General features: G+C 36.6%; 16 protein-coding genes. 9 read left to right on the top strand and 7 right to left on the bottom strand.

Translation table 11 applies throughout. The annotated features are described in order from the left end of the window. The first annotated feature begins 592 nt into the window (after window positions 1-592). Window positions 593-1,183 (top strand): YajG family lipoprotein, encoded by a 591-nt coding sequence (locus tag V6256_RS07670; protein WP_341597495.1) that lies wholly within the window; start codon window positions 593-595, stop codon window positions 1,181-1,183. A gap of 36 nt (window positions 1,184-1,219) precedes the next feature. Beyond that, window positions 1,220-1,753, top strand: a complete 534-nt coding sequence (locus tag V6256_RS07665) for a peptidylprolyl isomerase (RefSeq protein ID WP_341597493.1) — start codon at window positions 1,220-1,222, stop codon at window positions 1,751-1,753. 136 nt (window positions 1,754-1,889) lie between these two features. On the opposite strand, the gene minE is transcribed toward V6256_RS07665, so the two are convergent. The 3 genes from minE to minC are packed head-to-tail and all read right to left on the bottom strand — an operon-like array spanning window position 1,890 to window position 3,718. Further along, window positions 1,890-2,156: a cell division topological specificity factor MinE gene (gene minE / locus V6256_RS07660; RefSeq protein ID WP_341597492.1), complete on the bottom strand. Its 267-nt coding sequence runs from the start codon at window positions 2,154-2,156 to the stop codon at window positions 1,890-1,892. A gap of 2 nt (window positions 2,157-2,158) precedes the next feature. After that, window positions 2,159-2,971, bottom strand: a complete 813-nt coding sequence (gene minD / locus V6256_RS07655) for a septum site-determining protein MinD (RefSeq protein WP_341597491.1) — start codon at window positions 2,969-2,971, stop codon at window positions 2,159-2,161. Between the two features lie 21 nt (window positions 2,972-2,992). Continuing rightward, window positions 2,993-3,718, bottom strand: coding sequence for a septum site-determining protein MinC (gene minC / locus V6256_RS07650; protein WP_341597489.1), 726 nt, complete (start codon window positions 3,716-3,718; stop codon window positions 2,993-2,995). A gap of 126 nt (window positions 3,719-3,844) precedes the next feature. Between minC and V6256_RS07645 the strand changes: the two genes are divergently transcribed. The 4 genes from V6256_RS07645 to arsC are packed head-to-tail and all read left to right on the top strand — an operon-like array spanning window position 3,845 to window position 5,971. Continuing rightward, window positions 3,845-4,132, top strand: a complete 288-nt coding sequence (locus tag V6256_RS07645; protein WP_341597487.1) for a YcgL domain-containing protein — start codon at window positions 3,845-3,847, stop codon at window positions 4,130-4,132. After that, complete coding sequence (locus V6256_RS07640) at window positions 4,132-5,145, top strand: lytic murein transglycosylase (protein WP_424141052.1); 1,014 nt, start codon at window positions 4,132-4,134, stop codon at window positions 5,143-5,145. The genes V6256_RS07645 and V6256_RS07640 overlap by 1 nt, the downstream gene beginning before the upstream one ends. A 10-nt stretch (window positions 5,146-5,155) precedes the next feature. Next, on the top strand, window positions 5,156-5,596 hold the full coding sequence (locus V6256_RS07635) for a YcgN family cysteine cluster protein (protein WP_341597486.1): 441 nt from the start codon (window positions 5,156-5,158) through the stop codon (window positions 5,594-5,596). Window positions 5,597-5,620: 24 nt separating this feature from the next. Next, complete coding sequence (arsC, locus tag V6256_RS07630) at window positions 5,621-5,971, top strand: arsenate reductase (glutaredoxin) (protein ID WP_341597485.1); 351 nt, start codon at window positions 5,621-5,623, stop codon at window positions 5,969-5,971. A gap of 312 nt (window positions 5,972-6,283) precedes the next feature. On the opposite strand, the gene hda is transcribed toward arsC, so the two are convergent. Together hda and V6256_RS07620 are read right to left on the bottom strand one after the other, a co-directional pair. Further along, window positions 6,284-7,012, bottom strand: a complete 729-nt coding sequence (gene hda / locus V6256_RS07625; protein ID WP_341597483.1) for a DnaA inactivator Hda — start codon at window positions 7,010-7,012, stop codon at window positions 6,284-6,286. A gap of 8 nt (window positions 7,013-7,020) precedes the next feature. Beyond that, complete coding sequence (locus V6256_RS07620; protein ID WP_341597482.1) at window positions 7,021-8,058, bottom strand: DUF2066 domain-containing protein; 1,038 nt, start codon at window positions 8,056-8,058, stop codon at window positions 7,021-7,023. A gap of 273 nt (window positions 8,059-8,331) precedes the next feature. Here V6256_RS07620 and purM point away from each other — a divergent pair, with 273 nt between their 5' ends. Together purM and purN are read left to right on the top strand one after the other, a co-directional pair. Then, window positions 8,332-9,372, top strand: a complete 1,041-nt coding sequence (gene purM, locus V6256_RS07615) for a phosphoribosylformylglycinamidine cyclo-ligase (RefSeq protein ID WP_341597481.1) — start codon at window positions 8,332-8,334, stop codon at window positions 9,370-9,372. A gap of 4 nt (window positions 9,373-9,376) precedes the next feature. Beyond that, window positions 9,377-10,030 carry a phosphoribosylglycinamide formyltransferase gene (purN, locus tag V6256_RS07610; RefSeq protein ID WP_341597480.1) on the top strand — a complete coding sequence of 218 codons (654 nt, stop codon included), beginning with the start codon at window positions 9,377-9,379 and terminating at the stop codon, window positions 10,028-10,030. A gap of 90 nt (window positions 10,031-10,120) precedes the next feature. On the opposite strand, the gene V6256_RS07605 is transcribed toward purN, so the two are convergent. Continuing rightward, complete coding sequence (locus V6256_RS07605; RefSeq protein WP_341597479.1) at window positions 10,121-10,801, bottom strand: LrgB family protein; 681 nt, start codon at window positions 10,799-10,801, stop codon at window positions 10,121-10,123. Next, window positions 10,801-11,280, bottom strand: a complete 480-nt coding sequence (locus V6256_RS07600; protein WP_341597478.1) for a CidA/LrgA family protein — start codon at window positions 11,278-11,280, stop codon at window positions 10,801-10,803. The genes V6256_RS07605 and V6256_RS07600 overlap by 1 nt, the downstream gene beginning before the upstream one ends. A gap of 158 nt (window positions 11,281-11,438) precedes the next feature. Here V6256_RS07600 and murQ point away from each other — a divergent pair, with 158 nt between their 5' ends. Continuing rightward, on the top strand, window positions 11,439-12,332 hold the full coding sequence (gene murQ, locus V6256_RS07595; RefSeq protein WP_341597477.1) for an N-acetylmuramic acid 6-phosphate etherase: 894 nt from the start codon (window positions 11,439-11,441) through the stop codon (window positions 12,330-12,332). Window positions 12,333-12,419: the final 87 nt, after the last annotated feature.

Here is a 12,419-nt window from a genome sequence, read left to right as displayed (position 1 = left end):
AAAAAAGACTTTTTTATCAGCTCAAAAATACTTCGATCTAATGAGAAGCAAGGTGTAGCAAGGGCTTCAGCATGATCTTCAATAACTTCCCACAGAGTTATCCACAGAAAAAGTGGATAACCATCACTAGCCTAGCGTTTATCAGTGTTACAGTATGATTAAAGTAATATGACCAAGATCTTCCAGAAAAGTTATTTAACAATTTTGATCTAATTTTCAATAAAATGTCATTGCGCTCTTCAACTTGCTAATAGCTTACTTTTTGATAGTTTCAATGATATGTATCATAAAATTGAGTATAACTTTAGCGGCAATGTTCAATATTTAAATCACCAGTTCAATTTGCTAATAATTTAAATTCAGATAATTAAAATCTACATTACATATGCCTAAGATGATTACTGTTATTGGTGATTTTATAATGCCCTATCCCTACTTCAGTTCAATACCGTAATTTACTCTTCAGTCCCTATAACCAGTCTTATCAAGAATAAGCAATAAATCTAGCGAAGAACTTAACGCTCAGGTTATTTGTTATTGAATCTCAATGAGGTTTGTTATGATACGGTTTCATTTTTTACAGGGTTATATTATGTTTACTCTCTATGCTAAATTAACAGCCGTTTTAATCTGTCTTTTTGGGTTAATTGGATGCGCAACAGCCCCCACCTCTACTCAGATACAACCGACTATCACAACAGATAATTCAACCATTACTTTTTCAAACCGACCTTGGAGCATATCAAGCCAAGATGAACGTATTGAACGCCACTTAATTGAAATAGAAAATGGTGACGACATGGCTCAATTAATTAATGAAAAACAATCATTACGGTTAGCAATTGAAAAAAGTTTAACAACAGCTTGGCTTAATAATAAATTAAATATTGAACAAATGAGCAATGATCGTCTAGAAATAAAATTAGTGAAGTCTTTAGCCACAGTAACTGAAAGCACTTTTGGGTATGAGGTATCATCTGAGATGCAAATTAAAATAAAGCTATCTCATCAAGGTAATTCCTTCACCAAATTATTTACTGAAAGCAAACAATGGGATAAAGGCTTTTCTGTCAACATTGAAGATATAACAGAACACTTAGATTCTCAATTATCAAGCTTATTAACCCGTATCGTAGAAGATCAGGAGTTAAATAATGAACTCCAAAATTTAAATAACCTTTAACTATTACACCTCATAAAAGACACCCTAGGAGTTGCCATGAAAGCCATCTTATTTTTCGTTTTACTATTATCGAGTCACCTTGCACTTGCCGCCAATCCAAACATAATAATAGATACCAACAAGGGTAAAATGACCCTAGAGCTATACCCAGATAAAGCACCAATCACCGTTGCCAACTTTAAACGTTATATTAAGCAAGACCAATTTCAAGGCACTATATTTCATCGTGTGATTAATAACTTTATGATTCAAGGTGGTGGTTTTTTAAGCTCAGGGCAGAGAGCGAGTACTTTCCCACCGATTCAGAACGAATCAGTAAATGGGTTAAGTAATGCACGAGGCACTATTTCTATGGCAAGAACCAATGATCCACACTCAGCAACACGACAGTTTTTTATTAATCAAAAAGATAATGATTTCTTAAACGCAAGAGGAACACAATGGGGCTATACAGTATTTGGTAAAGTCACCTCTGGGATGGAAGTGATTGATGCAATTGCTAACGTCCCTAAAAAGGCTGATAAACCACTACAAGATATCATCATCAATAGCATCACTTTAGTAGAGTAACAACTAACCTGTTCTAACAAGGGTTATGTTTAATCTTGTATAGGTAAAATAAAAAATGCGACTAATAGGTCGCATTTTTTTATCAGGATAAAACCAAGTTACTTTTATAAAGTCAGATTACTTTTATAAAAACAGGTTACTTTTGTTTTGGTAAGGTAACATTCAACTCTAGTACTGACATATCGTCATTTTCTTTGTCGCTGAATTCACATTTTACGTCATCCGATGAAATATCCATATACTTACGAATAACGGCAACTAACTCTCTCTGTAATTCAGGCATATAACCAGGAACATCAAAACTGGAATGTTCATGTGCAACAATAATTTGTAAGCGGTCTTTTGCTGACCTTGCAGTCCCTTTATTAGGTTTGTCTTTTATAAAATATTGCAATAATCCCATTTTTATCCCCCAAATATGCGGCTCAAGAAGCCTTTCTTTTCCACCGATACAAAACGTAAGTCTCGTTGCTCACCTAATAAACGATCTACGGCATCCTGATAAGCTTTACCTGCATCACAACTCTCGTTCAGAATAACCGGTTCACCAAGGTTAGAGGCACTTAGTACATCTTGAGACTCAGGAATAACGCCCATTAAATCAATGCCTAATAAATCATCAATATCTTCAATACTCAACATCTCTTCTCGCTCAACACGCTCTGGCGAGTAACGAGTAATTAATAAGTGTACTTTAACAGGATCTAGACCCTGCTCTGAACGATATGACTTACTTGAAAGCATGCCAGTAATACGATCTGAATCGCGAACAGAAGAGACTTCTGGGTTTGTTGTCACAATCGCTTCATCTGCAAAGTACAATGCCATCATAGCACCTTGTTCAATACCGGCAGGTGAATCACAAATAATATAATCAAACTTATCAGCTTTCAGCATTTCAATCACTTCAGAAACACCTTCTTTCGTTAAAGCGTCTTTATCACGTGTTTGCGAAGCAGGTAGAATGTACAGCGTATCAACACGTTTATCTTTAACTAGCGCCTGCTGTAAATTAGATTCGCCATTGATAACATTAATCAAATCATAAACAACGCGGCGCTCACAACCCATTATTAAGTCTAAATTTCTTAAACCAATATCAAAATCAATAATGACTGTTTTAAAACCTTTTTTCGCTAAACCTGTACCGATAGCAGCACTACTTGTTGTTTTACCAACGCCGCCTTTACCTGAAGTGACAACAATTACCTTTGCCATATACCTTATCCTTTGTCGTTATTAATTTAAATTTGAAAAAACCATGTCTTTATCTTTCAAAGAAACAGAACATGAAGATGACCATATATCTTCAGGAATCGTTTCACTTAATTTGTAAACACCCGCAATAGACACTAATTCAGGTTGTAAATGTGAACAAAAGATAGCTGCACCTTTTTCTCCCATCGCACCTGCTAATGCTTTGCCTCTTAAAGAGCCATATATATGAATATTTCCATCAGCAATAACTTCTGATCCTGCGCCGACATCACCTACGACAATAAGATCTGACTCTTTAGCATAAATTTGCTGACCTGAACGTACCCGACCTACATGCACTTTTGATTTAACATCATGTGTTTCAAATTCAGTTTCTACTACTGTTTCTTTTACTTCTTTAACTGTTAGTGTTACATCTTCATTTTGCTCTTTCTTAGATGATTTTATCACTTTTCTTTTTGAGCTATGCAAGACAGGAATTGCATACTTACTGGCTTCTACTTTTTGTTCGTCGGATACTTTTCCTGTTATCCCCGCTAAGATAAAGCCTTGCTCTGCAACTGTTTTTTGCAACTCCTCAAAATCCACCTTGAGTGAGTCAACTGCAAAATTGATAACGATAGGGGTTAATGCAAAAAATTCAGGCGCCATTAAGCGTCTTTTATTTAACTCATCCGCTAACCCTGACAGTATTTCGCTCTCAATATTTACCACCAACAAGGTAAAATTTAATGATTTTAACGCCATAATTGTCCTTTATACTAAAATCTTTCTTATTTGACATAAAATTCAGCGAATTTCTATAAAAAATAAACGCTCATGCATGTTATAGTTTGCGTTAACATTAGGCAAGTAAAGGGCTAGATAAGTATTATGTTATGTGCTGTATATAAAAGCATCCGTAAACCGCAAACCTATATCTTTGTTGCAAAGCGAGATGACTTTTCTAAAGTTCCAACTGCTTTGCTTGAACAATTTGGACCACCTCAATTGATATCGGTATTAAATATTACTGATTCTACTAAGATGGCGATGGCGGATGCAAAAAAAGTAATTAAAGAGGTTACTTTTGCAGGGTTTTATTTGCAATTACCTCCTCCGCCGGTCAATTATTTAAAAGAACATAAAAACCGCAAACAACGTGAATTGGAATCAGAATAATGAAGTTAGTTTCAAAAAGTATAAGTCGCTCTATCAAAGCAATGTCCCTATTCGCTTTGTGTGCTCTTTCAAATAGTAGCTTTGCAGCCGATCGTGAAATAACATTTGAACAATATGTCGATGGTTTAAAAAAAGAAGCCGTTGAATCTGGATTAAAACAATCAACCGTTGATGATGCATTTTCGACTGCAACGTTTCTAAAGCACAGTGTTAAAGCAGATAAACAACAACCTGAATTTAAACTAACATTAGATACTTATATCCCAAGAGCAGTGCCTGACTGGAAAATTAAACAGGCGAGAGCTGCCTATAAAAAGCATTACCATTTATTACAAAAAATAGGTAAAGAATATGGTGTACAACCACGCTTTATTGTTGCCCTATGGGGAATTGAAACTAACTTTGGCCGCTTAACTGGTCGTAACTACATTATATCAGCCCTAACCACCATGGCTTATGATGGACGTCGTGAAGCGCTATTCAAAAAACAATTATTTGCAGCACTGAATATTTTAGAGCAAGGCCATATTAGTAAAGATAAATTTATTGGCTCTTGGGCTGGTGCAATGGGCCAAGTGCAATTTATGCCAACATCCTATTTAAACTATGCAGTTGATTATGATGGTGATGGAAGAAAAGACATTTGGACAACACCTGGAGATGTATTTGCTTCTGCTGCAAATTATCTTAAAACAGAAGGTTGGGACGATACATATACTTGGGGACGCCAGGTTAAATTACCTACCGATTTTGATATCGAATTGGCCGGCATTAAACAACAAAGGTCATTACTAGAATGGCAAGCATTAGGTGTTCGTAAATATAATGGTGATGATTTACCAGATGTTGATTTGCAAAGTTCAATCGTTATTCCTGATGATCAGAATGGTAGAGTATATTTAGCTTATAACAACTATAAAGTGTTAATGCATTGGAATCGTTCTTACTACTTTGCTACTGCAGTAACCTACTTATCAGATCATATTTTGTATCCAAAGATCACGGTTGAATAAAGGCAGTACAATGGAAAAATTTTGGGAAACGAAGACCCTTTCACAAATGTCATCACAAGAGTGGGAATCCCTTTGTGATGGTTGTGGTAAGTGTTGCCTCAACAAATTAGTTGACGATGAAACTGAGGAGCTACATTTTACCAATGTAGCTTGTCACTTATTACATACAAAAAGTTGTCAATGTAAAAAATATGAACAGCGTTTAAAGATCGTGCCTGAATGCGTTAAGGTTTCTTTAGATGATGTTGAGCAATTTCATTGGTTGCCAGCAAGCTGTGCTTACAAACGTTTGATTGAAGAGAAGCCACTACCAGAGTGGCACCCTCTCATTACAGGAAGCCAATCAGCGATGCACAAAGGAGGCCACTCTATTCGAGGTAAAGTGATTTCTGAAACAAAGGTTGACCCGGAGTATTTAGAAGATTACATCGCCCTTTGGCCAGCTGAATAAATTTAATACTAAACAGAGGTTATTATGACTGATATTACTTTTTACCATAATCCACGTTGCTCTAAAAGCCGAGAAACATTGGCACTAGTTGACAATGAGCAACATCAGGTTGAAATAATCAAGTATTTAGAAACACCGCCAACAGTTGAAACTATCGAACAAATAATCAAGCTATTAGGCTTTGATTCTGCACGTCAATTAATGCGTACTAAAGAAAGCCAATATAAAGAGCTAAATTTGGCTGAACAGGATAATGAAACAGCGCTTATTAAAGCAATGCATGAGTATCCAAAGTTAATTGAACGTCCAATTGTACTGGCCAACGGTAAGGCTGCAATAGGCAGACCACCAGAATCTGTTTTAGCAATACTTTAATAATCAATCCCCCCCTGTTTCAAGTTCCACCAAACAGGGGGGATTACTTATGACTAATAAGCTATAACCAACAAGGCGCTGGCCTCATTATCTAGCCAACACATTCCCAAGTTACTTTGACAACGCTTACTTTTTAAAAGATCAACCTGTAATACCATAAAACCATTTATCGTAATCGACCTGCCGCCATCATATTTAGAGCTTAAGAAGAGTCTAATGACCTGAATATATTTAGGTCTTGGTTATAGTTTAAGGCAATGGCGAGAGGTGATAATAGAAAGGTCCATCATACGAGGCTGTAACCAAGTAAATTTAGAGGTTTAGCACTTCCTTAACGAAAGGAATAGTCAGCTTGCGTTTAGCTTCTAATGAAGCATTGTCTAACCGGTCTAAGGTATTTAGTAGCATACACATTTCACGAGATAGACGGTTTAATAAAAATCGCCCAACATCAATTGGTAAGCGCATCCCTTTTAATTGAGCGCGTAACTGTAATGCCCCTAATTTTTCTTCATCATTAAGAGATTGTAAGTGGTGGCAGGCGCCCCACTCTAACCTTGAAATCAGGTCCACTAAATCAATACCTATTTTTTTAGGTAAGTCACTGGCTGAAATAACTAAATTCGCACCTGGTGCTCTGTTATCTTTATTATCTAGCCAACGATTATAAAAATCAAAAAGCGCTTTTTCCCATTGAGCATCGCCAGCAATAGCATCGACATTATCAATACAAACAAGGGAGATATTTTCCATGTTCTCGAAAATATCTAATGTCATACTGCGATAGTGATGCAATGGGATGTAAGCAACACTTTCACCTTGTTCATCAACCTCAGAGCATAAGGCATGTAATAAATGCGAGCGACCACTGCCTGATTCACCCCACATATAAAGTATAGGTTCCCCAATCCCCACAACATTATTTTTTAGTTGCGTTAATAGTGCGGCATTTTGTCCTGGATAAAAACTGGCAAAAGTCTCATCATCTGGAAACTTTAATGCCAGTAAAGGGTATTGAAATCTTAATTCATCTTGAGGCATTAAATACTCTATGGTTGCCAATTATAATCAAATGGTGATGGTGTTATTAAATTTTGTTGTAGTTTTGAATGAGAATTTAAAGCATTAGTTAAGCTTTTTATACCACCTTTTAATGAAATTAATAATTCAACTTCAGTTTCTGTCATATTAACCACTTCAAAAGACTCTACCGCATTCAGATTCTCTAATAGTGCATTTATTTTAATAATATCTTGGAACGAAGTAATATTTTTAATTGTAATGGTTTGCGTGGTTTTCTCACCCGTTGTTTCCAACACAGCAAATTTATCTGCATAATAATCTGCTATTTCACTTATCATAGCAGACATAACTGAGGTTTTGTTGCCATTGCTAACTTGTTTTATTATCACTTCACTTTTTTTATTAGCGGCCGTATATTCTACAAGATCCCACTTTAATTCCCACTGATCATTACCTAGATTAGTTAAATTAGCTGCGACATAAGTGTTGGTACCATAACGACTCGCTGCTTGCCCCATAGTTTGATAAAAACGACCACCTACATCAGCCTCAGAAATGGCTAATGCATCATCTAAATCCATCAATGGAAATTGAGTTGAAATACCTCGGGTTAATTCCCCCTCCAACAAGCCAGAGGATAATTCTCCACCAATCATACTTTCTGAGGTTAGCTTTTTATTTTCATTAAGTAACCAGATTAACACTTCAGGGCGACCATCAGACCAAATAGGTTGTTTCATTGCTCTTATCGCGTCGTCAATATTCGCTTTATCAAAGTTAGCGTAATAATAGCTTTTATTATCCACTGTTTTATATCCAAACTCAGACATAATTGAGCTGAGTTGGCTATCTAAAGCATTACTGCCTTCCAATTTATTAATATCAGCATTACCTGACACTTTAATAAACACTTGCTCCAATGCTTTTTCTTGCAATTGTGCTTCTGTACTGTTGTCTGCAGGCACCACTCCTTGGTAGGGACTCATTTCAGATAATGCCATACTAGACATGGAGAAAAACAAGCTACAAATAGCAACAATAGGGACCAATACATTTAATTTCATTTACTTACACAACCTTAAAGATCTAAACCAACTCGATTTTATGCAGTTCTCTTATTAATGCAAGCACCAAACAAGAAATATACATAAAGGAAAGAATCCACGCCTTATTTAGAGCTTTTTTATCGCTTAAGGTTCAATCTTTTTACAAAAGTGTAAATTCTTTAAAGAAATAATTCGACCCTCGTCGTATAGATGTTAAAATACGCGCAATTTTTTACCTTCTAAACTTTTAAAGCGAGATTCGCTTTTAACTTCTATCTGTGGGGAAACCAAGTGAGCAACCAAAAAACCTCTTTAAGCTACAAAGACGCTGGTGTTGATATAGACGCGGGAACAGCATTAGTTGAACGTATTAAGGGTGTAGCAAAAAGCACTAAACGTCCTGAAGTAATGGGCGGACTAGGTGGTTTTGGCGCATTATGTCAACTACCAACGGGTTACAAAGAGCCGCTATTAGTTGCTGGTACTGATGGTGTTGGTACTAAGTTACGCCTAGCGATTGACCTTAAAAAACACGATACTGTTGGTATCGATTTGGTTGCTATGTGTGTTAATGACCTAATCGTACAAGGTGCAGAGCCACTATTCTTCTTAGATTACTATGCAACAGGTAAGCTAGATGTTGATGTTGCTGCTGACGTTGTAACAGGTATCGGTGAAGGTTGTCTACTATCGAACTGTTCATTAATCGGTGGTGAAACAGCTGAAATGCCAGGTATGTATGAAGGTGACGATTATGATATCGCTGGATTCTGTGTTGGTGTTGTAGAAAAATCAGAAGTGATTGACGGTACTAAAGTTGCTGCTGGTGATGCATTAATCGCAGTTGCTTCAAGTGGCCCTCACTCAAACGGTTACTCTTTAGTACGTAAAATTTTAGAAGTATCTGAAGCAGATACCAATGCACCATTTGGTGATTCAACGTTAGGTGAAACACTATTAACACCAACAAAAATTTACGTAAAATCGACATTAGAATTAATCAAAAACTGTCCTGTACATGCTATTTCTCATATCACTGGCGGTGGTTTCTGGGAAAATATCCCTCGTGTATTACCAGCAGGTAGCAAAGCTGTTGTTGATGGAAAAAGCTGGGAATGGCCTGCTATCTTCGACTGGTTACAAGAAAATGGTAATGTAGAAACAGAAGAGATGTACCGTACCTTTAACTGTGGTGTTGGTTTGATGATTGTTGTACCAGCAGAAGAAAAAGAAAAAGCAGTTGAGATCTTAAACGCACAAGGTGAAAACGCTTGGGTATTAGGTCACATCGAAGATGCTGCTGAAGGTGAATCTCAAGTAGAGATTAAATAAGCAGATGAGCATTAAAAAAGTCGTTGTACTTATCTCTGGAAGTGGCAGTAACTTACAAACATTAATGGATAAGTTACACCAACAACAGGTAAATGAACAACAAGTTGAAGTGGTTGCTGTGATCAGCAATAAAGCAGATGCCTACGGTTTACAACGTGCAGCTGATGCCAATATTCCTGCTATATTAGTAGAGAGTAAAGGTGTTGCTTCACGTGAAGAGTATGATGCTTTATTAGCTGCAGAGCTTGATAAATTACAACCGGATCTTATTTTGCTAGCTGGGTTTATGCGTATTTTAACACCTGATTTTGTTAATCAATATCAAGGTAAAATGCTAAATATCCACCCTTCTTTGCTACCAAAGTACCCGGGAGTTAATACACATCAGCGAGCTATCGATGCTGGTGATAAAGAGCATGGGGCAACCGTGCACTTTGTAACACCAGAACTAGATAGTGGTCCAACAGTACTGCAAGCTAAAGTGCCTATTTTTGCAGAAGATAGCGCGCAAGACCTAGCAGAGCGAGTGTTAACACAAGAGCATCAAATATATGCTTTAGCGGCCTCATGGTTTGTCAGTGGACGCTTAGCGATGCAAGGGAAACACGCCTTTTTAGATGGTCAACAACTTACTGAATTTGGTTACGCAGCAGACTAAGTCGCTCATTTACTAGATAATAAAAAACCGAAGCTTGCTTCGGTTTTTTGTTTTATGCCATTTTATCCTAGGTATTTACTGAGTTAACCTTTATTCAATTAACCAGTGATATAAAACAGGCATAATCAAGGCCGATAAAATAGCACAAAGAATCAAAGCAATAGAAGAAAAAGCACCTGACTCTTCATTCTCCTCTAATATTTTCGCTGTCCCTAAAGCATGTGAAGCACAGCCAATCGCGACACCGACTGCTTGTGGGTTACGCACTTTACATAGTCTTAAAAAAGGTAAGCCAATACTTCCGCCTATAATCCCGGCAAAAATAACCATCGCAGCTGTTAAAGAAACAATACCGTTTAAGTTAGCACTAATCTCCATTGCAATTGGTGTAGTAACAGACTGTCCAGCAAAAGAAGCGGAAATGATGCTATCAGCCCCTAGCAATGGCATAACCCAAAACGCACAACTAAACGCCACAAAAACAGATAATAAACAACTCAGCACAATCATTTTCAGCTTAGCTCGAATCAATTTCAATTGTAAATATAACGGCACTGCTAAGGCAACAATAGCCGGCTCTAATAGCATTGTAATAATTGATGTACCCTTTTGGTAATCAGCATAGGGAATCTGAAAGATAACTAAAAGAAGAATTAAACTAAATATAGTCACTAACACAGGGTTTAATAATGAACTAGGCTTAATGCTATACAGCTTTTTGGCTAAGAAAAACAATAATAAAGTTAACGGGGCGGCAATATAAATAAACATTACTCTTTCTCCCCAGCTAACCATTGATAACAATGACCGACCATAAATAAAGTGAATAAAGTAGTAAAAAATAAAGAAAATACAATAACCAGCCAATGTGCTGCAATTAAGTCAAAATAGTTAATTAGGCCAACACCTATCGGAATAAATAATAATGCGAGGTATTTTAAAACCAGATTTCCAGTGAACTCAACCCAGCTCAACTTAACAACACCTAAGGACAGCGCTAAAAACAACATCAACATACCAAGAATAGATCCCGGAAAAGTACTGTCAAAATAACTTACAATCATTTTAGCTAGCGATAAAAATAACATAATAATCAGGAAACCTAGGATTAACTGTAAACTATGTTTCACTAACAGTGCCATATGTTGTTTTTTAGTTAATGTTGAATAAGTGACCTTGTATTCATCTGGTTCTGAAGCTTTCTGGATCGCTTCATTTTTATTGTTATTATTTTCAGAAGAGTCTGTCATGATAGTAATTCAGCTAGATTAAGGGAGCTATTATTATATACTAAGCTTATTTAATATTTAACCAGAGTTGTTGATTGAATCAAAGAACATTGTTTTACAACAATAATTAAATATAACCAACTATATATCTCACCCACTCACCATTAAAAGTAACCATTATGACGCTATCATTACAAACCTTTATTACTGAAAGTCGCAACCTAGCGAGTGAAAATATTGATATGTTATCAACAATCGATATGTTAACTATCATTAATAATGAAGATAAAAAAGTTGCTCAAGCAATTGAACAGATTTTACCTGCCATTGCTGATGCAGTTGACTTAATACAGACTACTTTTAATCGAGGTGGACGATTAATTTACTGTGGGGCAGGTACATCGGGACGTTTGGGAATTTTAGATGCGAGTGAATGCCCACCTACTTTTGGTAGCCCGGCTGAACAGGTTGTTGGGATCATTGCAGGTGGAAAAACAGCAATATTAAAAGCGGTTGAAAATGCAGAGGATAATAAACAAGCTGGGCAAGATGATTTGCAAGCATTACAATTAACAGACAAAGATATTGTGGTCGGGATAGCTGCGAGTGGGCGTACACCTTACGTGATTGGCGCAATGGCATATGCTAAACAAGTAGGTTGTAAGGTTATTAGCCTTTGTTGCAATAACAACAGTGAAATGAGCGATATTGCTGATGTTGCTTTAGAGGCGATTGTCGGACCTGAAGTGGTAACAGGCTCTTCAAGGTTAAAAGCAGGCAGTGCACAAAAAATGATACTGAATATGCTAACAACCGGTGCCATGATTAAAACGGGTAAGGTATTTGGCAACTTAATGGTGGATGTACAAGCGACAAATGCCAAGCTTATTGAACGTCAAAAGAAAATAATAATGGAAGCGACTGACTGTACGCGTGAGGTTGCAGAAGCAGCATTAACCACCTCAGGAAATCATTGTAAAACAGCGATTGTAATGGTGTTAACAGGGCTAGATGTGCAGCAAGCTAAGCAGATGTTAGCATCAAAAAAAGGCTTTATTCGCGATTGTATTTAAACATGCAATAAAGGGATAAAAAAATACCGTTCGAGACTGTAATAAAAACTGTGTAACTGCTTATTTATAATCCTACTATTTGGAAAA

It is taken from the genome of Psychromonas aquatilis (assembly GCF_038155185.1).
GTDB classification, from domain to species: domain Bacteria; phylum Pseudomonadota; class Gammaproteobacteria; order Enterobacterales; family Psychromonadaceae; genus Psychromonas; species Psychromonas aquatilis.
This window is presented reverse-complemented; position numbering and strand designations above follow the sequence as displayed.